We start from the raw sequence: 23,559 nt of genomic DNA, 5'->3' as shown, positions 1-23,559 counted from the left end.
TCTGAAGATGTTTCAGTTCAGCTAAATCAAAACCGTACCCCAAGATGTTTCAATTTCACTTCTGCCTGCTCAGCATTTTCAAATTGAATCGCTGCGATGCCAACATCTTGAGCACCTTTGACGTTATGAGGCATATCATCAAGGAAAACGGTCTCTACTGCATTCAAATCATAGCGGGTCAAAAGCGCCTGATAGATTTCAGGCTGGGGTTTGAGTAGACCAACTTCTGCCGACACAATTTCCCCATCAAACAATTGCCAGAAGTCCTGGGTTGCTTTGAGGAAGGCAACGATTTCGTGCACATTATCGGTTAATGCGTATACGCCATAACCTGCGCGTTTCACGCGTTGAATAAGCTCATGTGAACCATATAGAGGGATCAGGGATTGCTTCACGTAGTAAAAGAGCTTGTTTGTGGTGTCTGGCGAGAAACCCATTTCAGATTGGTAGCGTTTTTGGGCTTCCTCTTCCGTCATCAAGCCTTTGTTTAAGTCCATCCAGATGTCGTTTTGAAAAATCTCTCTGGCAATAGATTCGTGTTCTATTTTGTTCCCGAAAGTCAGCCTAACAATTTCCAATGGTGACCAACGCACAATTACATTGCCTACATCAAACACGACATTTCGGATATTTTTACGCTCCATCTTTACCCTCTCAATTTTCTCTGATAAGTCATCAACATAGCTTACTTTCACAAGGGAGTCAGATAAAAATACCTTTGTTACACAGAGCGATTATAGAGAGGAAAAAGAAACAGGGAATGAACTGCCGTGGAAACACGGCAGCCTTCAGAGGAGAGTTATAGTACGCTTTGCCCAAACGCGCTGAGCACCAGTGACACGGCACGTTCGGCGGAGATATTTCCTTTATCCAGGAATGGGTTCAATTCCACCAAATCCATGGAAGTCATCAATCCAGTCTCCGCGCATTTTTCTAACAACAAATGCGCTTCGCGATATGTCACCCCGCCCGGAACCAAAGTCCCTGAACCCGGCATCACTTCGGGGTCGCATCCATCCACGTCAAAGCTGACATGGAAACCCACTGTTCCTTTAGTCACAATTTCCAGGATCTCGTCGCTTACGCGGCTCATACCAAGCTCATCGATATCTCGCATGCTGTAAACCTTGATGCCGGATTGCTTGATCAGCTCTTTTTCTTTCTCATCAATATCCCTTACGCCCACCAGCACCACATTTTCAGACTTTATTTTTGGGTTGGCGCTGAGAATACCTGTGAATTCCTTGTCGCCGTAGCCAAGCAGATGGGATAGCGGCATTCCGTGAATATTGCCCGATGGTGAAATACCCGGAATATTCATATCTGCATGAGCATCAAACCAAACAAGGCCTAGCTCGCCGCCCTTCTCCTGAAAATAGTCAGCGATGCCGGAAATCGAACCAATTGCGAGGGAATGGTCACCTCCAACAACCAGCGGCACATTGCCTTTGGTTAGTGCATCGCGTGTGACGACGGCAAGGTCCCGACAAACCTGCAGAATTTCACTGCGGAAACGCATATTGCCTGTGGTCTCTTTGGGTCTCGACTCCTTAGAAGGAACGGCAACGTCCACTTCGTCTGTCACTGTATAACCCATCTTTGTCAGCTTCTCACCAAGCCCCGCTATGCGAACCGCTGAAACGCCACCATCTGTTCCGCGCCGGGAAGCGCCGAGATCCACAGGCACGCCGATGATTTGAATTGATTTTGTTTGTCCATTTTCCTTCATGGGGAAACCCTCGAAATGATCGTATTTGTATGAGGAGTTTACTCCTTCGATGTTTCTAAATGCTCACGCATAACATTTTTTTAACACAACGATGATTTGAGTATAAGGTCAGCGATCAAAGGAAGTCAGGAAAGAAGAGATGACTACAGAAAGTGGTACGTTTTCTCGCCAGAGAAACACAACGTACCACCCTGAGTTTTCAACAGTTTTCGTTATTATTAACTTTAGAGCGGCAGGTGAATGTTATCCCCTTTAGACACCAGTAGTTTGATTTCACCGGTTTCATGGTGAGGCAAAGTGCGGTGTTGACCCGGTTCAATGTCGTGAAAAGCCGATTTCATGATCTGTAAGATATCACCGTGAGCAACCAACAGGATGGCTTTGTCTTCATATTGGTTTTCTAGCTCTTTAATCAAACTAATAGAACGATCGCGGACACTCACGGTGCTTTCAACACCATTAAAGCTTTGGTTTGAATCCTGCAAATCTTTAGCCCACACGTTTTCATACGCAGATGACGATTGCCCTTCCCATTCACCAAAAAAACGCTCTCGCAGTCGGATATCCTCAACCGCCGATTGCAGGGAGAGTTCATCAGCAACAATGGCCGCCGTTTCCTTGGTACGTTTGAAATCGGAACAGACAATAAGCGCTATCCCTTTATCTCGGAAAGCTTGCGCCGATGCTTTGGCTTGCGTTTGACCGAGTGGAGACAACCCATAGTTGGCGCAACCAATAGCAGGATCGCTCACCACGATATCAGCCACATTTGCTTCACTCTGTCCATGGCGCATGATGAGGTAAGTATTCTTGAAAACGGTCATTCTTCCTTCCTTAGTGAAAACTCAAGCAACCTTACGTTGGAGATTCATTGCTATTAATCGTTGGTTCCGCACTGTTTGACGGTTCCGCTTGGGTATTTTTCAATCTGCTGGCTCTTAACTCGCCCGCTTGATCCAAAATAGGGTACGCAATAGACGTAAAGTGAGAGTTGATACGGATTAAATCTCTCAATAAGTCCAAATACAAAGAGCTACCAGCAACAACGGTAATCGTCTGATCACGGAGGCCTTTTTGATGAGCCAGTATTGCCTCGCGCTCAATGTTTTTTACTACGCTCTTCTGTTCAATTAACGCACGCGCATTGTTTACATCACCAGTGAGTAGCACGCTGAAGGCGAGTTCCATGTTACGGTAAATGCAGTTCTTGAGTTCATCAATCGCTTTACGCTCATAATCAGGCAACAGAATATTTTGTTGGATAATTTTATTGATGACCTCTGTCATGCTGTATTCGAGAATGTCGCCTGCATGCTCCAGATTGGTCGTATAAGACGAAATGCGATAGCAACGGCGGCGATACTTCTTAGGAATGTCCTGACGACTGAGCTCCGTTAAATAAAGATTTATCTTCTCGTAGTACTCATCGACCAAATCATCCGAACGCTTAATATGCTGTAACTGTGCAGGGTTGCGGGTGTTCAACGCCTCAAACGCGCCATCAAGCATGCCTCTCAGCAAATCCCCCATTCTCAGCACTTCCCGAACAGTATTAGACAGTGCCACTGAAGGTGTACGAAATGCTTTTCTATCCAGATAACGAGGCTTGTTGTCTGCCTTATCCAAGGTATTCGCTGGTACCCATTTTTCGAGCAAACGTGCGCTAGGCGTCACCAAGGGCAAAAATGTCATCGCCAACAATACGTTGAAAAGAAGGTGGAAGTTAACAAGTACTACTGCGGGCTCATCAGACGCAAACAACGCCATTGAATTCAGTACATCCAGCAGAGGCAAAGTAATCACTACACCGACGGCGCGGAAGCCCAAATTCCCGAGAGGCACCCTTCGAATTTCTGGTGTTGCATTAACCGTATTCATCACAGCTGGTAGGGCTGCGCCTAGGTTTGCACCTAGAATCAGCGCCATTCCACCTTGCAGGGTAATCACACCAGAACCGGCCATTGCCACAATGAGCAAAACGGTTGCAAGACTCGAATGCACCAGAAACGCAATACACATACCGACGATGACAGCCAACAAAGGCTCATCGCTAAGCGCTCCCATCAAGGATTGAATTGCCACAGAATCGCGCATAGGAACTGACGTAGAAACGATGATTTTCAACGCTAGCAACATAATGCCAAGGCCAATCATGATTCGGCCAATATGCTTGGTTTTATCCTTCTTCCCTGAAGACATGACTATAAAACCAACAAATAACAGCACAGGGGCAAGCCAACTTAAATCGAATGTCAGGAGTTTAGCTACTAGAGTGGTACCAACATCCGCACCCAGTAAAATCGCTAAACCACTTGCTGTTGCCAGCCCCTGGCTACCCAGCGAACTGGCCAATAGCGCCGTGGCAGTGCTGCTTTGTAGCAGGCATGTCACTCCAAGGCCGACACCAAACCCGCGCCAACGGTTAAAAGCCGACCGTCCCAAACTACGGCGGATCCGTCCACCAAAGGTTTTCAATACATGCTCTTTGACCAGCGCAAGACCAAACAGCAGCAGTGCTACGCCTCCCAACAAATTAATTAGTACAGATGTTCCTGTCATTCTTATATCACCTAGCGCACGACGTGCGTGTTCTCACTTCTCTGTTTCACCTCTATACCCATACCGCTTGAGCATTCGCTTATTAATAAGGTAATCAACATTGCGCTTTTGATCAACAAATGAACATTTTTATGTTCGTTTGCTCATTATATGTTGGCTTTTTGTTAAATATGATCTTAGATTGAAATGAAAGTGGAGATGTGAGCAGTTATGACGGTAGCAACCAAACTCAAATCGAAAACAGAGATTCGACGCGAAAAGATCATCGAACTGACACAAGCGCGCGGCAATGTATCTGTCGAATTACTCACGGAAATATTGGGAGTGTCATCCCAAACCGTACGGCGCGACCTTAATCAGTTGTGCAGCGAAAACCTGCTTCGCCGTCGTCACGGCGGTGTCGAGTCTTTTGAAGAGCAGTTGAATGCACCTTATGACTTACGTGCAGCAACAAACCCAACAGAGAAACGCGCTATTGCTAAAGCAGTGGCTGATGTTATTCCTGACGGTGCCACGGTGTTTATTTCTATTGGTTCGACACCGACGATTGTGGCCGAAGCGCTGACTGCGAAGTCTGGGCTGACGGTGATGACTAATAACCTCAATGCCGCCATGGTTCTGAGTAATGAGCCAAGTAACCGCATCATCATTCCGGGTGGAGAGGTGCGCATGCCTGACCGGGATGTACTCGGTGACGGCGTGCTTGAGTTTTTCAACAGTTATCGTGCTGAGTACGGCATTTTTGGCGTAGCTGGCGTATCGGAAGACGGAGGCATGTTGGATTTCCATGCCTCTGAAGTGAGGGTTCGCGAAGCCATTCGCACCCATTGCAAAACGTCCATTTTAGTCATGGACAGTACTAAGTTGACGCGAACAGCCCCTGCTATTGGCGGGAGTATTTTCGACGTGGATTTGATCATCATGGACCAACATCCCGGCGATGACTTTTCAGCGCTGAGTGACCGTGTCGGAGATCGTTTGAAGTTAGTGGGAGGCGACGCTTCATGAACACAGAACCCTTTGTTTCGTTCGACAACATCGCAAAAAGGTGGAACGGACAACTTGGTGTTGAAAACATTTCTATCGATATCCCAGAAGGCGCATTTGTTGCCTTGTTGGGTCCTTCTGGTTGCGGTAAATCCACAACACTGCGCTTATTAGCCGGTTTGGAGATCCCTGATGAGGGTTCTATTCGCATTGAAGGCACCGACGTAACTGAAATGGCACCTTCAGCGCGAAATCTCTCCATGGTATTCCAGTCTTATGCACTCTTCCCGCACCTGTCTGTCGCAGAAAACGTCATGTTTGGCATGAAGGTACGAAAGGTGCCCAAAGATGAACGCCTAAAGAAACTTGAGAACGCACTGCGGATCACCGGCCTTCTGGGATACGAAGAGCGTAAGCCGGGCGAACTTTCCGGTGGACAGCGTCAACGTGTAGCTCTTGCGCGTGCGATTGTTGCAGGTCAACCCCTTTGTCTGATGGATGAACCTCTCTCCAACCTGGATGCCAAGCTCCGTCACTCTGTGCGAAAAGACATCAAAAAACTCCAGAAAGATCTGGGCATGACTGTGGTGTACGTCACCCACGACCAAACGGAAGCCATGAGTATGGCTGACCTGATCATTTTGATGAAAGACGGTCACATCATGCAGGCAGGAACGCCGCAGGAGCTCTACAACATTCCTCAAAATACCTTTGCGGCTGAATTTATTGGTGCCCCACCGATGGCTTTGATCGACGGCGACGTTATTCCTGGCACTGAGCACGCGCACAAAGTTGGCTTGCGTACCGAAGACGTGGAGTTGGTAGGGGCAGGCCAAGGCCGAATCAGTTGTATCGTTTCTGAAAGCGAATATCTGGGTGATGAAACCCATGTTCTGCTTGACCATCCCAAAGCCAAAGGCTTAGTGGTCAAGCTTCACGGCTATTCATCGCTTCAAGAAGGAAGCACCGTAGACATAACCTTTGAGGACAGTGCTCTGCACTTCTTTGACGGTGATGGAAAAAGAATCAATTAACAAGGAGTGGAACGGTCTTTCTCAACACCAAAAAGAAAGCTGATTCCGAAATTAAATACGTAACCAATGGTGAAACTATGAAGTTCTCAAAGTTAATGAGTTGTGCCTTTGCCGGTGCGTTTACTCTCGCTTCGCAGTCAGCAATGGCGGCAACAGAACTGAACATGTACTACCCCATCGCAGTGGGTGGCGCGCTAACAAAAGTGGTTGACGGGATTGTTGATGACTTTGAAGCGCAAAACCCAGATATCAAGGTTAACGCTATCTACTCTGGTAACTACGATGACACCCGTGTGCGCGCACTGTCCGCACTGAACTCTGGCGAGCCTGCACAGTTGGCCGTTATGTTTTCTATCGACGTATACGACTTGATTGAGCAAGATTTGATCTCACCGTTTGACGACCTGATGCAAGGTGATGCCGACAAAGCTTGGTTGGCTGATTTCTATCCTGCACTGATGGAAAACGGTCAGGCGGAAGGCAAAACCTGGGGTATTCCGTTTCAACGTTCCACCATTGTTGCTTACTACAACAAAGACATGTTCCGTGCTGCAGGTCTTGACCCGGAAAAGCCGCCGACAACCTGGGATGAGTTGGTTGAAGTGAGTAAGAAACTCACTAACGACGACACCTACGGCATCATGATCCCTTCCACTGGTTACCCATACTGGATGTTCCAGGCACTGGCGATTCAGAATGGCAAGAAACTGATGTCTGACGATGGCCTCACCACCTACTTCGATGATCCGGCCGTGATCGAAACACTCAATTTCTGGAAATCACTCTCACAGGAGCATGGTGTCATGCCGACAGGCACTGTTGAATGGGGCACACTTCGCCAAGCTTTCCTTGAAGGCAATACGGCAATGATGTGGCATTCAACCGGTAACCTGACGGCAGTCAAAAAGGCCGCTAAGTTCGACTTTGGCGTCGCTATGCTGCCAGGCAATGTCCGTTTAGGCTCACCGACCGGTGGCGGCAACTTCTACATCTTTAAAGACACTTCTGACGAAGAAAAAGCCGCAGCCATGAAGCTCATCAAGTTCATGACTTCACCAGAACAAGCCGCAAGATGGTCGATCGCGACCGGTTACATGGGTGTGTCGAAAGGCGCATACGAAACCGAAGCGCTGCAAGAATACACAGCAGCGTTCCCACCAGCATTGGTTGCGCGTAACCAACTTGAGCATGCGGTTGCCGAGTTCTCCACTTACGAAACCGCGCGTGTCCGTGAAGGTTTGAATAACGCGATTCAGTTTGCCCTGACCGACCAGAAAACACCGGAAGCTGCGCTTGAAGAAGCTCAGAAATCCGCAAAACGTCTCCTGCGCGATTATCAATAAGCACGTCTCCCCCACCTGACTCAGGTGGGGGGACTCTCTGGAAGTTGAGCAGTACTATGAATCATTACGCTGAAATGGAGCGCCGCAGACAGCACATGTATGGCTGGCTTCTGCTGACTCCCGCTGCCATTTTACTGACGCTTTTCGCGTTCTACCCTTCGGTAGCTACCCTATGGGAAAGTCTATTTTCCAAAGGAACGCGTCGTCGCCCTTCAGAATTTACCGGGCTGGAAAACTACTCGGATCTGTTTAACGATCCGACCTTTTGGATCGTCGTCGAAAACAATCTTTTCTATGCTGCGATTACCATTCCGGCTTCGATCGCTATCGCACTCATTATGGCGCTTTGGGCTAACTCAAAAATATCGGCCAAGGGCTTTGTCCGCACCGCGTATTTCACCCCAACCGTACTTCCCATGATTGCCGCTGCGAACCTTTGGCTGTTCTTCTACACGCCAGATTTGGGCGTACTCGATCAAATCGGTGCGCTGTTTGGCTTTGAATCAGTCAATTGGTTGGGCAGACCTGAAACCGCGCTTTGGGCGGTGATTATTGTCACCATCTGGAAAGAAGCAGGCTTCTTCATGATTTTCTATCTCGCTGCTTTGCAGACCATTCCTGCAGACTACAAAGAAGCCGCAGATATTGAAGGCACCAGTCGCTGGACTTACACACGCCGAATTGTGTTGCCACTGCTGATGCCCACCACCCTGTTTATTGTTGTCAACGCCATGATTAACTCGGTGAAGCTGATTGACCACCTGTTCATTCTGACCAAGGGTGGGCCGTCCGACGCGTCCAAACTGATCCTCTACTACATCTGGGAGATGGCGTTTGCCTTCTTCGATGCACCACATGCTGCTGCCATGACAGTGCTGGTGCTGATAGTACTTGGGATTGCAGCAGCGATTCAGTTCACTTATCTGGATAAAAGGACGCACTATCAATGAAATTTGTCGAAAAGTATCTCGATACCTTTGGTGCGCTCCTGCTTGCCGTCATTTGGATATCACCCTTAGTGTTTGCGTTCTGGGCTGCATTCCACACCACATCAGATGCCGTGAATTTCAACCTGCTTTCGGGTTGGACACTCGATAACTTCCGCGTCGCTTGGGAAGGTGCGCCTTGGATTCAGTACTTCATCAACACCTTCTGTTTGGTAACAGTGGTTTTGATTGGGCAATTCATCATTACTACTCTGGCGGGCTTTGCGTTTGCACAGGTGTCATTTCCGGGTAAAGACTTCGTCTTCATTCTGGTCTTGCTGCAACTGTTCATTCTTCCTGAAGTATTGATCGTCGAAAACTACGCAGTCACATCCAAGCTTGGTCTGTTCGACACTATCTTGGGTGTGGGTATGCCATACATGGCCAGTGCATTCGGTATTTTCCTGATGCGCCAGTCCTTTAAATCGGTGCCTTATGAGTTGCATGAAGCAGCCAGCGTCGAAGGGTGTTCGCTGTTTGGCATTTTGATGAAAGTCTATGTGCCCCTCGCAAAGCCGACTTATCTCGCGTATGCACTCGTTTCTGTCTCGACCCACTGGAACAACTTCCTGTGGCCCTTGATTGTGACTAACTCTGACGATACCCGACCACTCACCGTGGGTTTGTCGATATTTGGTGCGCCGGAAAACGGTGTAGATATATCCGTGATTTCTGCTGCGACAATGATGTCGGTTGCACCACTGCTTATCGCGTTCTTGATCTTCCAACGTCAGTTCGTGCAAGCGTTCTTGCGTGCAGGTATCAAGTAAGGAGGGCGTTATGACACGAATCATACAACTGACAGACACGCACGTTGTCTGCCCTCCCAACAAGGTTTCCGGCGTGCTCGACACGCTGACCTTGTTTGAAGAGGCCATCACTAAGATTGAGCAGGATTTAGAGAAGCTTGGACACGTCGATGCCATCATCGTGACTGGCGATATCACTGACCACGGCGACGTCGAGAGCTACGAAGCCTTTAAGTCTGTAATAAGGCGTCTGGGTATTCCCTATTTCGTGATACCCGGCAATCATGATCTTCGCTCTTCTATGCATCACTGCTTTGAGAATCTGACACCAGCGATCAGTGAAGAAATCAACTGGGTGAAACACTTCCCAGACCTCGATATCATTGGTCTGGATACCGTAATTCCAGGCCAAGGCGGTGGTCGTTTATCTCCCACTGCTTTGGCTTTTCTCGAACATGCATTGACACGTCACCCAGATAAACCCGCTTTGATTGCTATGCATCACCCTCCCTTTGCTTCGGGTATTCAGTTTATGGATGCCATTGGTCTGGAAGGCGCAGATGAAATGGCAGAGATTCTGGAGAAATCACCCCGTGAAGTGCGGATTATCTGCGGCCATCTTCATAACAGCATTGTTAGCACAATAGGTGGAGCCACAGTCTTGTCCTCCCCCGCAACAGCGAGTTCCTTTTTGACGGATCATCGAAGTGATGCGCCTGTAGGTTTTACACAAGATCCCGGCGGCTATATGTTGCATGAGTGGAATAAGGGGTTCCGAAGCACCTACCTTCCACTGGCTTCTTCGAGCCAACTTTATCCTTTTTAAACCACTCTCGTACAAAGCCCTCAACTCTCACGCTAAAGCGGTGACAAACCAGTTTTAGCGTGCTATCCCGTTGATAGAACATGTATACGGGTATGAGGATTTTCAATGTCACCCAAACCTCTGCTTTATATCGTTGAAGATGACACCAAGCTTCGACAACTTCTTTCTTCCTACTTCCGTGAGCAGGATTTTGACGTAAAGGAGTTTGATCATGGTGAAAGTGCGATTGGTGCAATTCTTTCTGAACAGCCCAACATCGTTATGCTCGACCTGATGCTTCCGGATATCGACGGCCTGACAATTTGCCGACAGATTCGTTCGCAGTTCTCCGGTAAGGTGTTGATGCTGACGGCAAGCGATGACGACTTCGACCATGTCGCCGCACTAGAAATTGGGGCTGATGACTTTGTCACCAAACCGATTAAACCCCGCGTATTGCTCGCTAGATTGCGTGCCTTACTGCGAAGAGATGATTCAAAAAATGAAATGCCCGTAACGACAGAGCCAGAGACTGTCAGCGTATTAAACTTTGGGAGTTTATCTCTCAACAAGGTAAGAAGGTGGTGTGAGTTGTCTGGTGAGCATATTGCTCTATCAGACAGTGAATTCGACCTCTTATGGTTACTCGCCACTTCTGCTGACGAAGTTTTATCGAGAGAAACACTTACACTCACCGTTCGTGGCATTGAGTACGATGGACTGGATCGCACCGTCGATAACAAGGTCGTCAGTCTTCGGAAAAAACTGGGAGATAACCCCTCATCACCCCACCGGATACTGACGGTGAGAGGTAAAGGCTATCTCTTTGTGCCGGACGCATGGAAGGAATAACAAGACCAGGTTAAATATGTGGCGTATCTATATTGAATCCTTTATCGGGCTTTTTGTCCTTTTCATCGTGAGTAGCTTTGCCTTTAACTTTTTTGTTTATGAGCTCACGACTGATTACGATTATATGCTTGAGGACATGGAAGCTGCCGCTTTCCAAAACTTAGTTAACACTTTGGATGAGCAACACGATGATACAGCGATAAAACAACTGTTAGCAGAATATGCTAAATCGACCGCAAATACGCTAAATCTCGTCCATGCTGACAACATTCCGGCAGAAGTGAAAGACTATTTTTCTGGCGATAACATCCCCCACCCTTTCTCATTTCTTGATGAAAATAGAGGGCTTTGGTTCACACTTTCTGACTCGCCCAGTTTCTACCACCTCGCCCCCGACATAGAGACCCTGGTTAGACAGAAAATAGAATTTAGCGACTCCCTCTTCTTTGTGTTTATCTTGGGTGGTTTCCTTGTTTATTCAACTTGGCTCATTTGGTTTCTCAGCCGCAGAGTTAGGGTGTTACAAAGTGTAACGGCCGACTTTGCTAAGGGGAATTTAAACGCCCGAGCACCAACAAATAGTGGGAGTAAAGTCGGAAAGCTAAACGATAGCTTTAACGAAATGGCTGACAAGATTTCGCTATTGATAACCAGCAACCGCTCATTGACACAAGCCGTTGCTCATGACCTCCGCACGCCCATTTTCCGGATTCAATGGCAGGCAGAGCTTATCAAGGAGGAAGCTCAGTCAGAGGAGTTGCGAAAAAAAGTCACCAGCATTATAGAAGACACAGAAGAGATGGAGCAGTTGGTCGATGAGTTGCTCTACTTTGCCAAAATTGGTCGCCAGGATAGATCACTGACGAAAGAAGCCTTCCTTGCCTTGTCCTTTATCCAGCATTTGGTTGAGCGACTACCCAACCGTGAAAATCGTGAAATAGAATTGGTTATCGAGCCTGATATCTCACTTCTGGCTGATAAACCCTTGTTGAAACGCGCTATAGAAAACATATTAACGAATGCAGTGCGGTATGCGGAATCAACCGTCAAAGTCATTTGCCAACAAAACGGAAGATCATCCCAGATCATTGTTGAAGACGATGGCCCCGGGATCCCTGACGAATATCGCGAATCCGTTTTTGAGCCGTTTTTCAGTGTCGACCCTTCCCGGAACAAAGCCAATATGGGCCATGGACTGGGTCTTGCCATCGTCAAACTTATCGTTGAAAAACACGACGGGCATGCCGTGTTCGAAGAAAGCACAAAAGGAGGAGCAAAACTCATCTTAACCATTCCAAACCAAAGACCCTGACAATCGCTGACAAACCCATGACAAATTGATTCTATTGTCAGTTAGCCGAGTTTTGTACGGTGTTCATTAAGTGCACAAACAAGGACAGAATCATGAATAAATCTGCATTACTCTTTTCCATTCTCGCCGCTGCACCTGCGGTACAGGCAGCGAATCAAACTTATATTCTCAACGGTAACATCTACAGCAAGCAAAGCAGTTGGATAGCTGAAGCAGGCGTAGCTGCCACCAGCGATCTCTTCAAAGAGCAAGATCACTCTGTCGTTCCACTCCTTAACTTTGGCTACCACGGTGAAGACTTCAACATTGACTTCAGTGGCGCAAACTACCGCTTTTATGGAACCGACGGCGATCTGGTCAATCTTGGTGTTCATCTCACCAGCGCAGGTATTGGTTACGATGACGATACCTCAGATTTTCTAAAAGGTATGGACGATAGGAATTTCAGTGTCGATCTTGGATTAAATGCTGACTTCCAAGTTGGTACTGGCGTGGTCTCCACTTACTTCCAGCATGATATATCTGGGGCTTACAAAGGCTATCTGGCTGGTGTGAGATACTTCGACATCTTTTCTATTGGCGACGCGGATTTGGTTTCCTTCGCAGGGGTGATGTTCCAAAGCAAAGACTTTGTGGACTACTACTTCGGCGTAAAGCCAAAAGAAGCACGCGCCAACCGACCTCAGTACACGGGTGGCAGCTCAGTCGCTTATGAAGTAGGTTATAAGCTGATTTATCCTATCAGCGAGAACTGGAACCTGACCCAATCTGCCCAATACACAGAATTAGGCAGTGAAGTTGGTGACTCCCCAATCGTTGACAGCAAACACCAATGGCTGGTTGGTGCGACAGTCGCTTATCACTTCTGATCAAAAAAGCCTGACGAAACAACATCGTCAGGCTTCCTCTCCCCTATGCCCAAATTCTACCCAAGTTTGTTAAGTCGTCTGAAAAACTGCGCAAAACGAAGTGCTATTCTGTGGGTGTACATTGAGGAGGGAAAGATGAACAGAAGAGTTGTCATTAACGGAAAAGAAATCTCTAACCCGGTTGCCATCTTGGCGCTCCAAGCTGGCGCATTAATCGTTGCTGCATTGGTCATTGCTTTTGTTTTCTTTGTGATTCTTCCGTTAGTCGGCCTTTTTATCGGCTCTATTTTTATTGCCGCCATTACCTTTTTGGTGGTTATTGCTGTCGCAGTGATTATCGGGATTTTCAGCAGCGTGATTTCTGCTTATCTTGCTGAGCTTTTCGGTGGAAACAGGCGCTAATCTGACTTTTCTTTTGCCGCCAACCGCTCGGTTAGCCACTGTTGGCTGGTTTGGGTTTCTTCGCCACATTTCACCTGATACGCACGGCCAGTAAACCAGCTTTTCGAAGCCACCTCTTCAATAAACATTTCCGTCGATTCCACCCTGTCTTCGGCGTATTCCCACTTATTCTGAAGATGTTCGGCCGCCTGCAGGTTATCGTATTCCGAACCATTGCGTACAAAGGTACAATCCGAGCTTTTCATCTGCGCAATGAGGTATTCCACATCGTTTTTTACCGATGCGGAAGCTGGGATACTGACTAAGACAGCGGCAGCCAATGCCACCGCAAGTCCTAATTTCTTCATCATTCCTAATTCCACCATTCGACCACTGGCAACGTCCCACCGATAGCCAAACGCTGACCAATCTCTGGACTAACCATGGTCACGCCACGCTCATTGCTAATTTCCAGCGCCTCTTTCATCGGCTCTTTCCAGTCATGCATCGCCAGATCGAAGGTACTGTTGTGAATGGGCAACATCACACTACCTTTGAGGTCAATGTGTGCCTGCTCGCTTTGCTCCGGGAACATATGAATGTTTGCCCAGAAAGAGTTATAGGCACCAGTTTCAATCAAGCACTAATGTGCTGGCTTTTGCATTTGGCGGGTTTGATTCATGGTTCTCGAACCCGCCGTTCCATAGGTGTTGATATCATATCGATTGGGTGAATAACCTCTTTGCTTACGGTACTGGGTGTCTAAGCTTCTTAGGTTGATACCGTAAGACTGGTTGATTCGTTCCACGACCTCATTGATCTGAGACTGCGGTGCATTCTGGGATCTGAGGAAATAATAAAGATTGATGGCACGTTGCTCATCCATAACTCACCTCCTCTTTCAGTGATGAAGTGAGTATAGATTTCAAGCTGAGCTTTGATAATCCACCAAATCCGAAACAGATTATTTCCTCTATGTAATAATCAGTCCTTAAATTGCGTTTCTTTCATTTCAAGAATCGCTTTGACATCTGCACAGTATTCAGCCGTCGGTCGAATAAGTAAGCGAGGAATGCCAATCGGCTCACCAGTCTGTAAACAATATCCATAGGTTTCCAAGCGAATACGTTCCAACGACAATTTGATTTTAGGAAGCAGCTTTTGTTCTCTATCAACAATTCGCAATGCCAATGCAGACTGCTCCTCACAAGTGGCACGGTCACTGGGGTCGCTGAAATCCATCGGGCTGACCATTTGTTCTTTCGCTGACTTGATCCTTTCAAGTGTGCTGTCATGCAGGTCGATCAATCTTTGTTTAAAGAAAGCCAACTGATCGTCGTCCATATACTTCGATTCCGGTTGTTTCAGAATCTCTTCTTCTGTGAGTATTTTTGTTTTTGTATTCATAGCGTTTTATCCCCTGTCCAAGAAGGCTTCAAACCACACAGGTATCAACCTGTTGCTTCCCATTGTGGGAATGGGTCATTCAAGCTCTTCCAATAATCTTTACCTCTCAGCATTTCTTCTTCAGATAACAGGCAGTCATCCAGCGCCTGTGTCATCGCATCCTGATTGAGTCCCTGGCCAATAAACACAAACTCTTGGCGCATATCGCCAAATGGTTCAACCCAGGTTTGGCGAATTGCCGCAAGGTATTCTTCTTCAGTCGGCCAATGAGCCTCAGGAACAGCTTTCCAAAACAAACCGGCAAAACCATAGTGCGCAATGCCACCAGCCTGACTCCACTGCCCAGCAAATTCAGGACGGGAAGCCAGCCAGAAATATCCTTTCGAACGGATCAGCTTTCCAAAGTCTCGTGTATTGTGTAGAAACTCAAAAAACTTCTCTGGGTTGAACGGTCGGCGCGCAACATAGCTAAAACTGCCGATACCGTATTCCTCAGTTTCAGGTACATGCTCACCGCGCATTTCCTGAAGCCAACCAGGTGCTTGCTGTGCATGTTCAAAGTCGAACAGTCCGGTATTCAACACATCATCAACATTCACTTGTCCATGTGAGATAGGAATGATTCGGGCGCGGGTATTAAGGGTTTTGAGGATGGCCGTCAGCCTTTCAATGTCGGCGGGCTCAGCGAGGTCCGTTTTGCTTATCAAGATGACATCAGAGAATTCCACCTGATCAATCAGCAAATCAGCCACGCTGCGCTCATCCTCTTCTCCGAGCGACTCGCCAGTTTCAATCAAGTATTTTGCTTCGTCATAATCTTTAAGGAAGTTCACTGCATCGACGACAGTGACCATGGTATCTAAGGTCGCAACATCGGAAAGAGACACGCCGTCTTCATCGGCAAAGGTAAAGGTTTCTGCGACGGGCAAGGGTTCTGAAATCCCTGTCGATTCAATCACCAGATAATCAAACTTTCCATCCTGGGATAGCTTGTTCACTTCCAGCAGGAGGTCTTCGCGAAGGGTGCAGCAAATACAGCCATTGCTCATTTCCACCAACTTCTCTTCCTGATGACTTAGTGAAACTTCATTCTTCACCATGGAAGCATCAATGTTGATTTCACTCATGTCATTCACAATCACCGCAACCTTCTTCCCTTCACGGTTATTGAGAATATGGCTAAGCACCGTTGTTTTTCCGGCACCTAGAAAGCCCGAGAGCACAGTCACAGGGAGTTTAGCCATCAGAATTTACCTCTTTCTAAATCTGCTCTAATAGTGATGCGACAACAGTAAAATGTTATAACATAACATTTCACTGTGCTTTGTAAAATTTGTGATTAATGAAAAACGCAGCGAAGTGCTGCGTTTTTATCAATAGCTAGGGGCTGTTGACCTTTGGTGGTTAAATTTTGTTCTAGCCATAAACGTTTTAGGCGCGGCGAGGTGTGTGCCGCCTAGTCACTCTAAGCAAATACACCTCAACAAAGCATAAAACGTTTAGGGTACGGGACGCGCAGTCGAACCCTTCGGGCCGCGTTTGTGGGGAATTTCTGCTGCGTTATCGGCTTCTCATGCAGGCCAGCTACACATCGAAGCCTCTGCCTTGCATAAAATCCCCACAAACTGCTGCAAAAATCATCACCAAAGGTCAACAGCCCCTAGAAGGTAGGCTTGATAGAGATAACCACTTCATTGTATTAGTTGGTGTTAGCAGTAGCTCTCGAAATCAAAAGCATCGCGATAGCCCGGCAATGCCTGAGCGCCACCTGTATGCAAGAACACAATGTTGTCGCAGTCTTTGAATTCGCCTTTACGGATAAGGTCGATAAGTCCCGCTGCGCCTTTGCCAGAATAAACTGGGTCCAGCAAAATGCCCTCGTAGCGGGCAAACATTTCTATTGCTTCCATGGTGCTTTCAGCCGGAATGCCGTAACCATCTCCGACGTAATCACAGTTAGCACGCACGTCTTCACGTTTAACCGCGCCAGAGATACCTAATAAATCACAGGTCTTTTCCGCTAACTTGAAAACATTCCCTTCTTGCTGTGGTTGAGGTACACGAACGCCAACACCAAGCAAAGGGATTTGGCTGTTGGTGGCGATAAGACCAGTGACTAAGCCTGCCTGTGTGCCAGCAGAGCCCGTCGCATGAACAAGGTGGTCGATTCTCAAGCCCATCTCATTGGCTTGGTTGACCAACTCCAACGCACAGTTGGCGTAACCCAATGCACCAATTGCATTCGAGCCACCACCCGGGATGATGTGAGGTTTTTTGCCTTCGGCACGCAGTGTGGCAGCAACATCTTCCATCGCAGCATTCATGTCTGTACCGCCTGGATATTTGCTGAGTGATGCGCCAAACAGTTGTTCCAGCATCACGTTGCCATTGAGTACATAATCCGGGTCCTCCGACGCAGTGCGATCTTCCAGCAAAATATGGCACTCCAAACCATATTTCGCGGAGATTGCTGCTGTCTGACGTCCATGGTTAGTTTGGGTCGCGCCTTGGGTAATGATGGTGTCTGCGCCTTGTTCAAGTGCATCTGCCATCAGGAATTCGAGCTTGCGGGTTTTGTTACCACCGCCAGCCAGACCGGTACAATCGTCGCGCTTGATCCAGATTGTTGGCCCGCCCAAAGCTTCAGAAAGGCGCTTCATTGGCTCAAGCGGTGTAGGTAGATGCGCAAAGCGCAAACGTGGGAATCGTGAAAGGTGCATGTCGTTGTCCCTAACAGTTAAAAAATAGAAAAATTCATTGCTATTTCAGACTGAGAAACTTTTTTGACTTACGCCAATACCTATATTGAAGGGGCCCCGGTTACTTTTCGGCATAACGAGAGCATGACTTAACTAATACATTGATTATATGGAATTAAGTTAACTAAACGGTTCTACCGTTTCGTATCATATAACGTTTGTCAAAAACAGCAGCAGCATGTTTTGTGATCAAACTTACACTAAGAGACATGCCCACAAGTGATAGAGGCTTTATCTAATGGCAGTGTGAATACGTGAATAAGTAAGCTTCACTTACTTAGTCGTGTTGAAAAACTCAGTCAGCACGATATGGGTCACTACCTGTTTGATGTCTGGAATCGCCTGAATCACTTCGCGGATTTGATTGATACGGTTCATGCTGGGTACTTCCACATACAGCATCATGTCAGTTTCGCCGCTAATCGCATGACACCATTTCACCCCTTCAATCCGGCGAATGGTTTCTGCATAAGCCTCACAGTGGTATTGGCTGGATGAAGTGTCGTATTTCAATGCAAGGTACGCGCAGACCATTTCGACGCTTTTGTTCTCTACCACATCGGCGTGATAGCCAAGGATGACTTTGTCTTGCTCAAGCTTTTTGATTCGCGCTGTCACCGCAGAGCGTGACAAGTTGACGTCCCGCGCGATTTCGCTGACGGAACGACGTGCATTCACACGCAGAATATCCAATATTTGTTGGTCGAACTTATCCATGTTCTCTTTTCGATTCTCTTTTCGTAAATCACTTCTCTCGCAGGATATTGCGCGAAAACTGTCACTTTGTCAGCCTCAGCAATAAAAACCGTCAATCTGACGCTGAACAAAGACACTCTGCGCGATGCTTTTTCATTCAATCAGTTTTAATCTGGCAGCAGTCATCAATACAAAAATACTGGCTGGGACGCCCCATGAATCAACTCAAAAAAGAAATCACATTGCTGTCCGGTATCGGCCAACTTTCCACCACCCTTTTGGGTACCGGACTATTCATGATCCCTGCAATTGCAGCAGGTATCGCCGGTGAGTTTTCCCTCTGGGCATGGCTCTTCCTGTTTGTCGCTATTTGCCCGATAGCTCTGACATTCGCCCAATTAGGTAAGCGCTACCCGAATGCAGGCGGTACCGCTTATTTCGTCCGCAAAGCTTTTGATAAGAGGTCAGAGCGGAGCGTTGCCTGGCTGTTTGTCAGTGTGATTCCCGTTGGTGTTCCAGCAGCTGTTGCTCTTGCCGCGGGCTTTCTACAACAGCTTTTGCCTGAGCCGATTAACGGCTCTCTAACAGCTCAACTTCTTACCGTCGCGCTCTTGGTGGGTGTCAATTTGATGGGCGCTAAATCTTCGGGTCAACTGCAAACCCTTATCGCCATCAGCATCTTTCTCTTGGTTGGCGCTTTTCTGTGGAAAGGCGGCGTTGGTGTCACCGACCTGAACATGCCCACCATCAGCGAGGAGTCCTTATGGCCCATTGGTGCTGCGCTTGGTGTGATGTTCTGGTGCTTTGTTGGCATTGAAGCTTTCGCCCATATGGGGGAAGAATTTAAAAACCCGGAAAGGGATTTCCCCATCGCCATTATCGCCGGCTGTTTCGTAGCTGGTGCGACCTACTGGGCCATGTCTGTGGTTATACTGAAATTCGGCGCTTACGGCACCCCACAGTTTGATAGCGCTTCAATCCCCTGGTTGAGTGAGAACTTGTTTGGCCCGAACTTTAAAATGCTGATCAGTGTGATTGGTTTCTCTGCCTGCTTCGCGAGTGTCAATCTTTACACCCAAAGCCTTTCACGTATGGTTTGGGCGCAAGCGCGAGAGAACAAGCCAGAAGGAAAAATGGCTCAGGTTTCGACCCGTGGCGTTCCCCAGAATGCGACCTTAAGTGTCGGTAGCGTACTGGCAGCGTCCTGCATCATAGGGTATTGGTCAGGCTTAGATTTGGAGTTTTTTCTCAAGCTCGCCAACAGTGTGTTCGTGTTGGTTTATCTGATGGCGATGCTCGCAGCATTGAAACTTCTGGATGGTGCAGCGAGATGGCAGGCAGGGATTGCGCTGGCACTTTGTGTAATTGTTTTCGTCTGCCTTGGCTGGTCGATGCTATATGCGCTGGGCGTATTTGGCCTTTTGATGTTACAGGGTAAAAAAGACACCACCAAAGCAGCCGTCTAACCCGTCTAGACATCGCAAATATTTTGTGAGACCTTTCGCAAAAGTTTTGAAATACCCAAATCTGTTTGGGGTACAACAAGAAAGAGCGATCACGGATGTTTGTTTTATTAGATGGCGGCATGGGGCGAGAGCTTCAACGTATCGGCGCCCCATTTTCCCAGCCTTTATGGAGCGCTCAAGCGCTGATTGAAGCGCCAGATTGTGTTTATCAGGCGCACCAGAACTTTATTGATGCGGGATGCGATGTCATCACGGTCAACAGCTATGCCTGCGTCCCTTTCCACTTGGGCGAGCAGCGATATCAGGAACAAGGCTTTGTACTGGCTGAGTCTGCCGCACAAATTGCCCGCCGTGCCGCTGATGACAGCGAGAAGAAAGTCAACGTTGCAGGTTGTATTCCTCCGGTTTTGGGTTCCTACCGCCCTGATCTTTTCTCAGCAGAAAAAGCGCGTCCTATTATTCAAACACTGGTTGATGCACAAGCGGGTTACTCAGATATTTGGATAGCTGAAACCATTAGCTTGATTGAAGAATTCGAAACGATTTTCGACGTACTCCAAACCACCAATCAGCCTGCTTACTTTGCTTTCAGCTTAATGGACACTGAAATCGATCAACCTCGATTACGTTCTGGTGAATCTGTGGCAGATGCAATTCGCGTTGTCTGTGAAAAAGGCGTCGATGGCGTGCTGTTTAACTGTTCACAGCCCGAAGTGATGTTGGATGCCATTGCGGTAGCAAAAGCCATCATTGACGAAAGCGGCAAGCAAATTTCCCTCGGCGCGTATGCCAATGGGTTTACGGTCATCCATCAAGACCATGAAGCCAATGATTCACTCACTACAGTTCGTGATTTACCTGCCGATGAATACGCAGCATTCGTTCGTGCCTGGTTGAATGCGGGTTCAAATATTGTGGGTGGATGCTGTGCAATTTTTCCGGAGCACATCGCCTACCTGGATGCACTCCGGAGGGATCACGACTAGCTCGTAACTGCCAACTGACGTTGTTTCACTTTTTCGCTTTGCAGAAATTCAATCACCAGTAGATTGAAAATCCGCGCTTTCTCAAGATGAGTGTTGTGCGCCGCCAGCGGCACCACCGCGAGGTTAGTATCTTTTATTCCTCGCCACAGTGTTTCGGTTTGCTCCCACATATAGGAGCGATCGCTGTCTGGCCACAACACCAGCGTTTTCGCTTCAATCTGATCGAGGCGTCCCAGAGACTTCCACCCCGCCATCGCACGCAGCCCATTGATATAGGTTTGTGTGGACACACGTTCAGCAAGTGCCATTCCCCCAACAAAATCAGGATCCTCTTCCCCTTCAGAAAACCAGGTTCGGACGGTATCCCGAGCCACTTGCTCTGTGCCCTCTTTTTCGGCGCGTGCCATGCTGTCTTCAAGCGATTCAAAGCGCCCCGGCAAGCGGCCATTCGGACCGGTTGCGTACAGCACTAAACCCATCACCCTGTCTTTCGCTTTTATTGCCACTTCCTGGGCAATCATTCCTCCCATTGAATGTCCCATCAGATGAAAACAGTCAATGCCTAGTTCATCCAGTTTTCCCAATACAAAATCTGCAAAGCCTTCAACGCTGTCCAGACCCGTTTCTTTGGCCTTTCCCCCATATCCCGGCAAATCGAACGCGACAACGTCGAAGCGCGTTGAAAACAATTCAATCTGTTTTTCCCAATAGGTCAAACTGCTGAGAAACCCATGAACCAGTACCAACGTGGGTCCGGTTCCTACACGTATACAATTCATCGTTATTATTCCATTAACTCAGGGAGCCAAAGCGCTGTGTCAGGCAGTCCGACCAACAACAGCAGCAAAATCACAAGCGCGAAAATAAACGGAACACAGCCAACGATCACATCCCCAATAGTCACGTCATCTCTGGCGAGACTCTGTATAACAAAGAGATTGAGCCCGACAGGCGGTGTCAGTACTGCTATCTCCATGGTGATGGTATAAACCACCCCAAACCAAATCAGGTCAAAGCCTGCCGCATGCACCAATGGGAACAGGGTTGGCAGGGTAATAAAGGTCATGGAGACAGGTTCTAAGAACATGCCGAGAATAATGTAGAACACCACAATCATTGCCAGCACGGCGTAAGGCGATAAATCCATTTCAACGAACAGCTGGGTAAACTGTTGCGGGATTTGGTGGTAGGTCATCACGAAGCCAAATAACACCCCTGATGACAGCAGCAAGCCAAGGTATCCCATGGTCTGCATCGTAGACTTGAGGGATTCAAGCAAGCCATCCCAACGAAGGCCACCAAAGCAAAAAGCCATGATGAGGGTGATAACCGAAGAAACTGCCGCCGCTTCTGTTGGTGTCGCGATACCGGCATAGATTGAGATGGTGATGACTAAGCCGATGATCATCACGGGCGTCAGTGCGGACAGCGCCACCAGCCAAGGGATCGGCTGAATGCTTTCTTGTCCCGGAATATCTTGAGGTGCAACCTTCCCCCACACCGCGACAATAATGAAAAACATGGTCACCAATACCAATCCGGGTACCACACCCGCAATAAACAGCGAGCCAATAGACTGATCTGTCACGATGCCATAGAAGAGCAAGATCAAGCTCGGCGGCAACAGAACACTTAGCGTCCCCCCTGCAGCCAACACACCGCTCGACAGGCGTTTCCCATAACCCAGCTTCAGCATTTGCGGCAAGGCAACACCACCGATAGTAAGCGAGCCGACCATGCTCGAACCACATACAGCACCGAAACCTGCACACGCACCAATACTGCCATACGCTGCCGCACCGCGTAGCGGCAGCTTACTGTGCATAAACCAGTAAAGGTTGGGACCAATCGAGGAACGCCCTATCAATTCACCGAGAAAAACGAACAGCGGAACCGCCAGAAGAATGTAGTCAAACCACACGCCCCAAAGTTTCAGTTCTACCGTCACCAAAGAGGACTTCAGGCTTAGGATATCGAGCAAAAATGGGATTGATGCAGCGGCAAGTGCAAAGGGGATCGGCAAGCCAATGATGATGAATCCCATCAACAAGCCCAGCATACCTAGCCCAACTACGTACCATTCCATAACACTTCCTTGTTATTGTTTGTTTTGGCTGAGTTCAGCGTTATCCGTTGCCGCTGTTCCTTGCGGCTTACGAGGTGGTCTGCCAGCGAGCAGCAAATAAGTTGCAGTCAGGCAGAAGGCCATCAGGGATAACACGACAGGGATCCAAAAATAGAATCGTGGCCAGAGAAGAATTTCGGATGCCGCACCGGAATCAATCGACTTGAACATGGCTTTCGCTGATGCAGTAAAGAAGAATGCGCCAATCAGCAACATCACCAACATGTTCAGCTTGTCGACCCAAAATTGTAGGGTCGCAGGTAGCTTGTCGCGCACGATCCCCACCTTGGGATAGGCATCATTCAACAGCGCATACGAAATACCGAGAAACGCGACAGGCACCAGTAACAATGCCGTCGCTTCTGTCACCATGCCGTCTGGCGAGTCGAGGATATAGCGAACTCCAACACCGTAGCTGATCCAGACAGCCTGGATCAGCACGATAACGGCACCGCAGTAGAGCAACGCTAGAGATAGCCAGTTCAAAGCCTTTAACAGGTTTGATTTCATACTG

At 48.0% G+C, this 23,559-nt stretch carries 25 protein-coding genes and 1 pseudogene; 12 read left to right on the top strand and 14 right to left on the bottom strand.

All coding sequences use genetic code 11. From position 1 onward, the window contains the following. Positions 1–26: 26 nt before the first annotated feature. The 4 genes from K6Q96_RS19785 to K6Q96_RS19770 form a co-directional block, all read right to left on the bottom strand. Entirely contained in the window at positions 27–644 is a 618-nt protein-coding gene (locus K6Q96_RS19785; RefSeq protein ID WP_251882165.1) for an HAD family hydrolase, read from the bottom strand. A gap of 155 nt (positions 645–799) precedes the next feature. Then, positions 800–1,729, bottom strand: coding sequence for an arginase (gene rocF / locus K6Q96_RS19780; RefSeq protein ID WP_251882164.1), 930 nt, complete (start codon positions 1,727–1,729; stop codon positions 800–802). 224 nt (positions 1,730–1,953) lie between these two features. Then, on the bottom strand, positions 1,954–2,553 hold the full coding sequence (locus tag K6Q96_RS19775) for a histidine phosphatase family protein (protein WP_251882163.1): 600 nt from the start codon (positions 2,551–2,553) through the stop codon (positions 1,954–1,956). A 31-nt stretch (positions 2,554–2,584) separates the two neighbouring features. Continuing rightward, positions 2,585–4,288 (bottom strand): Na/Pi cotransporter family protein, encoded by a 1,704-nt coding sequence (locus K6Q96_RS19770; RefSeq protein WP_251882162.1) that lies wholly within the window; start codon positions 4,286–4,288, stop codon positions 2,585–2,587. Between the two features lie 210 nt (positions 4,289–4,498). Between K6Q96_RS19770 and K6Q96_RS19765 the strand changes: the two genes are divergently transcribed. The 10 genes from K6Q96_RS19765 to K6Q96_RS19720 all read left to right on the top strand — a co-directional run bounded on the left by K6Q96_RS19765 (position 4,499) and on the right by K6Q96_RS19720 (position 13,627). Further along, positions 4,499–5,296: a DeoR/GlpR family DNA-binding transcription regulator gene (locus tag K6Q96_RS19765; protein ID WP_251882161.1), complete on the top strand. Its 798-nt coding sequence runs from the start codon at positions 4,499–4,501 to the stop codon at positions 5,294–5,296. Then, positions 5,293–6,309, top strand: a complete 1,017-nt coding sequence (locus K6Q96_RS19760) for an ABC transporter ATP-binding protein (RefSeq protein ID WP_251882160.1) — start codon at positions 5,293–5,295, stop codon at positions 6,307–6,309. Before K6Q96_RS19765 ends, K6Q96_RS19760 begins: the two co-directional genes overlap by 4 nt. A gap of 77 nt (positions 6,310–6,386) precedes the next feature. Then, on the top strand, positions 6,387–7,652 hold the full coding sequence (locus K6Q96_RS19755) for an ABC transporter substrate-binding protein (protein ID WP_251882159.1): 1,266 nt from the start codon (positions 6,387–6,389) through the stop codon (positions 7,650–7,652). A 56-nt stretch (positions 7,653–7,708) separates the two neighbouring features. Beyond that, entirely contained in the window at positions 7,709–8,602 is an 894-nt protein-coding gene (locus K6Q96_RS19750; RefSeq protein WP_002538861.1) for a carbohydrate ABC transporter permease, read from the top strand. Continuing rightward, entirely contained in the window at positions 8,599–9,408 is an 810-nt protein-coding gene (locus tag K6Q96_RS19745) for a carbohydrate ABC transporter permease (protein WP_251882158.1), read from the top strand. Before K6Q96_RS19750 ends, K6Q96_RS19745 begins: the two co-directional genes overlap by 4 nt. A 10-nt stretch (positions 9,409–9,418) precedes the next feature. After that, positions 9,419–10,213, top strand: coding sequence for a phosphodiesterase (locus K6Q96_RS19740; RefSeq protein ID WP_251882157.1), 795 nt, complete (start codon positions 9,419–9,421; stop codon positions 10,211–10,213). Positions 10,214–10,318: 105 nt separating this feature from the next. After that, on the top strand, positions 10,319–11,044 hold the full coding sequence (locus K6Q96_RS19735; RefSeq protein WP_251882156.1) for a response regulator: 726 nt from the start codon (positions 10,319–10,321) through the stop codon (positions 11,042–11,044). A 16-nt stretch (positions 11,045–11,060) separates the two neighbouring features. Next, positions 11,061–12,356: an ATP-binding protein gene (locus tag K6Q96_RS19730; RefSeq protein WP_251882155.1), complete on the top strand. Its 1,296-nt coding sequence runs from the start codon at positions 11,061–11,063 to the stop codon at positions 12,354–12,356. A 92-nt stretch (positions 12,357–12,448) separates the two neighbouring features. Beyond that, positions 12,449–13,225, top strand: a complete 777-nt coding sequence (ompV, locus tag K6Q96_RS19725) for an outer membrane protein OmpV (RefSeq protein ID WP_251882154.1) — start codon at positions 12,449–12,451, stop codon at positions 13,223–13,225. A gap of 135 nt (positions 13,226–13,360) precedes the next feature. Further along, complete coding sequence (locus K6Q96_RS19720; RefSeq protein WP_251882153.1) at positions 13,361–13,627, top strand: hypothetical protein; 267 nt, start codon at positions 13,361–13,363, stop codon at positions 13,625–13,627. On the opposite strand, the gene K6Q96_RS19715 is transcribed toward K6Q96_RS19720, so the two are convergent. From K6Q96_RS19715 to K6Q96_RS19685, 7 genes and pseudogenes are all read right to left on the bottom strand, one after another. Then, positions 13,624–13,977 (bottom strand): DUF5329 family protein, encoded by a 354-nt coding sequence (locus tag K6Q96_RS19715; RefSeq protein ID WP_251882151.1) that lies wholly within the window; start codon positions 13,975–13,977, stop codon positions 13,624–13,626. The genes K6Q96_RS19720 and K6Q96_RS19715 overlap by 4 nt on opposite strands. Positions 13,978–13,979: 2 nt before the next feature. Further along, positions 13,980–14,246, bottom strand: a pseudogene (locus tag K6Q96_RS19710) (MBL fold metallo-hydrolase); the annotation flags it as partial. Between the two features lie 3 nt (positions 14,247–14,249). Then, entirely contained in the window at positions 14,250–14,492 is a 243-nt protein-coding gene (locus K6Q96_RS19705) for a hypothetical protein (protein WP_002538849.1), read from the bottom strand. 98 nt (positions 14,493–14,590) lie between these two features. Continuing rightward, the gene (locus tag K6Q96_RS19700) at positions 14,591–15,013 is read right to left on the bottom strand and encodes a TraR/DksA family transcriptional regulator (protein WP_062663954.1); all 423 of its coding nucleotides are present in this window, start codon (positions 15,011–15,013) and stop codon (positions 14,591–14,593) included. A gap of 44 nt (positions 15,014–15,057) precedes the next feature. After that, positions 15,058–16,257, bottom strand: coding sequence for a zinc metallochaperone GTPase ZigA (gene zigA, locus K6Q96_RS19695; RefSeq protein ID WP_251882149.1), 1,200 nt, complete (start codon positions 16,255–16,257; stop codon positions 15,058–15,060). Positions 16,258–16,722: 465 nt separating this feature from the next. Continuing rightward, positions 16,723–17,733: a D-cysteate sulfo-lyase gene (gene cuyA, locus K6Q96_RS19690; RefSeq protein ID WP_251882147.1), complete on the bottom strand. Its 1,011-nt coding sequence runs from the start codon at positions 17,731–17,733 to the stop codon at positions 16,723–16,725. 312 nt (positions 17,734–18,045) lie between these two features. After that, positions 18,046–18,489, bottom strand: a complete 444-nt coding sequence (locus K6Q96_RS19685; RefSeq protein WP_251882145.1) for an Lrp/AsnC family transcriptional regulator — start codon at positions 18,487–18,489, stop codon at positions 18,046–18,048. Between the two features lie 194 nt (positions 18,490–18,683). On the opposite strand from K6Q96_RS19685, the gene yjeH reads away from it, so the two are divergent. Then, the gene (gene yjeH / locus K6Q96_RS19680) at positions 18,684–19,934 is read left to right on the top strand and encodes an L-methionine/branched-chain amino acid transporter (RefSeq protein ID WP_251882143.1); all 1,251 of its coding nucleotides are present in this window, start codon (positions 18,684–18,686) and stop codon (positions 19,932–19,934) included. Positions 19,935–20,029: 95 nt separating this feature from the next. Further along, positions 20,030–20,920 (top strand): homocysteine S-methyltransferase family protein, encoded by an 891-nt coding sequence (locus K6Q96_RS19675; protein WP_251882141.1) that lies wholly within the window; start codon positions 20,030–20,032, stop codon positions 20,918–20,920. Here K6Q96_RS19675 and K6Q96_RS19670 read toward each other — a convergent pair. The 3 genes from K6Q96_RS19670 to K6Q96_RS19660 are packed head-to-tail and all read right to left on the bottom strand — an operon-like array spanning position 20,917 to position 23,555. Beyond that, positions 20,917–21,699, bottom strand: coding sequence for an alpha/beta fold hydrolase (locus K6Q96_RS19670; protein ID WP_165011417.1), 783 nt, complete (start codon positions 21,697–21,699; stop codon positions 20,917–20,919). The two genes, K6Q96_RS19675 and K6Q96_RS19670, sit on opposite strands and share 4 nt — an antisense overlap. Positions 21,700–21,704: 5 nt before the next feature. Next, entirely contained in the window at positions 21,705–23,006 is a 1,302-nt protein-coding gene (locus tag K6Q96_RS19665; protein WP_062663929.1) for a TRAP transporter large permease, read from the bottom strand. 12 nt (positions 23,007–23,018) lie between these two features. After that, on the bottom strand, positions 23,019–23,555 hold the full coding sequence (locus K6Q96_RS19660; protein ID WP_251882139.1) for a TRAP transporter small permease: 537 nt from the start codon (positions 23,553–23,555) through the stop codon (positions 23,019–23,021). Positions 23,556–23,559 lie beyond the last annotated feature (4 nt).

This window comes from Grimontia kaedaensis (assembly GCF_023746615.1).
Classification (GTDB): domain Bacteria; phylum Pseudomonadota; class Gammaproteobacteria; order Enterobacterales; family Vibrionaceae; genus Enterovibrio; species Enterovibrio kaedaensis.
Note: the sequence above shows the minus strand (reverse complement) of the source record. Positions and strands in the feature narration are given on the sequence as shown.

Excerpts from the sequence above, each read along its gene's own strand:
- K6Q96_RS19760 (WP_251882160.1), top strand. The coding sequence starts at position 5,293 with ATGAACACAGAACCCTTTGTTTCGTTCGACAACATCGCAAAAAGGTGG.
- ompV (WP_251882154.1), top strand. The coding sequence starts at position 12,449 with ATGAATAAATCTGCATTACTCTTTTCCATTCTCGCCGCTGCACCTGCG.
- K6Q96_RS19745 (WP_251882158.1), top strand. The coding sequence starts at position 8,599 with ATGAAATTTGTCGAAAAGTATCTCGATACCTTTGGTGCGCTCCTGCTT.
- K6Q96_RS19665 (WP_062663929.1), bottom strand. The coding sequence starts at position 23,006 with ATGGAATGGTACGTAGTTGGGCTAGGTATGCTGGGCTTGTTGATGGGA.
- K6Q96_RS19750 (WP_002538861.1), top strand. The coding sequence starts at position 7,709 with ATGAATCATTACGCTGAAATGGAGCGCCGCAGACAGCACATGTATGGC.
- K6Q96_RS19755 (WP_251882159.1), top strand. The coding sequence starts at position 6,387 with ATGAAGTTCTCAAAGTTAATGAGTTGTGCCTTTGCCGGTGCGTTTACT.
- rocF (WP_251882164.1), bottom strand. The coding sequence starts at position 1,729 with ATGAAGGAAAATGGACAAACAAAATCAATTCAAATCATCGGCGTGCCT.
- K6Q96_RS19705 (WP_002538849.1), bottom strand. The coding sequence starts at position 14,492 with ATGGATGAGCAACGTGCCATCAATCTTTATTATTTCCTCAGATCCCAG.
- K6Q96_RS19770 (WP_251882162.1), bottom strand. The coding sequence starts at position 4,288 with ATGACAGGAACATCTGTACTAATTAATTTGTTGGGAGGCGTAGCACTG.
- cuyA (WP_251882147.1), bottom strand. The coding sequence starts at position 17,733 with ATGCACCTTTCACGATTCCCACGTTTGCGCTTTGCGCATCTACCTACA.
- K6Q96_RS19675 (WP_251882141.1), top strand. The coding sequence starts at position 20,030 with ATGTTTGTTTTATTAGATGGCGGCATGGGGCGAGAGCTTCAACGTATC.
- yjeH (WP_251882143.1), top strand. The coding sequence starts at position 18,684 with ATGAATCAACTCAAAAAAGAAATCACATTGCTGTCCGGTATCGGCCAA.
- K6Q96_RS19685 (WP_251882145.1), bottom strand. The coding sequence starts at position 18,489 with ATGGATAAGTTCGACCAACAAATATTGGATATTCTGCGTGTGAATGCA.
- K6Q96_RS19765 (WP_251882161.1), top strand. The coding sequence starts at position 4,499 with ATGACGGTAGCAACCAAACTCAAATCGAAAACAGAGATTCGACGCGAA.
- K6Q96_RS19700 (WP_062663954.1), bottom strand. The coding sequence starts at position 15,013 with ATGAATACAAAAACAAAAATACTCACAGAAGAAGAGATTCTGAAACAA.
- K6Q96_RS19670 (WP_165011417.1), bottom strand. The coding sequence starts at position 21,699 with ATGAATTGTATACGTGTAGGAACCGGACCCACGTTGGTACTGGTTCAT.
- K6Q96_RS19715 (WP_251882151.1), bottom strand. The coding sequence starts at position 13,977 with ATGATGAAGAAATTAGGACTTGCGGTGGCATTGGCTGCCGCTGTCTTA.
- K6Q96_RS19785 (WP_251882165.1), bottom strand. The coding sequence starts at position 644 with ATGGAGCGTAAAAATATCCGAAATGTCGTGTTTGATGTAGGCAATGTA.
- K6Q96_RS19740 (WP_251882157.1), top strand. The coding sequence starts at position 9,419 with ATGACACGAATCATACAACTGACAGACACGCACGTTGTCTGCCCTCCC.
- K6Q96_RS19660 (WP_251882139.1), bottom strand. The coding sequence starts at position 23,555 with ATGAAATCAAACCTGTTAAAGGCTTTGAACTGGCTATCTCTAGCGTTG.
- K6Q96_RS19735 (WP_251882156.1), top strand. The coding sequence starts at position 10,319 with ATGTCACCCAAACCTCTGCTTTATATCGTTGAAGATGACACCAAGCTT.
- K6Q96_RS19720 (WP_251882153.1), top strand. The coding sequence starts at position 13,361 with ATGAACAGAAGAGTTGTCATTAACGGAAAAGAAATCTCTAACCCGGTT.
- K6Q96_RS19775 (WP_251882163.1), bottom strand. The coding sequence starts at position 2,553 with ATGACCGTTTTCAAGAATACTTACCTCATCATGCGCCATGGACAGAGT.
- K6Q96_RS19730 (WP_251882155.1), top strand. The coding sequence starts at position 11,061 with ATGTGGCGTATCTATATTGAATCCTTTATCGGGCTTTTTGTCCTTTTC.
- zigA (WP_251882149.1), bottom strand. The coding sequence starts at position 16,257 with ATGGCTAAACTCCCTGTGACTGTGCTCTCGGGCTTTCTAGGTGCCGGA.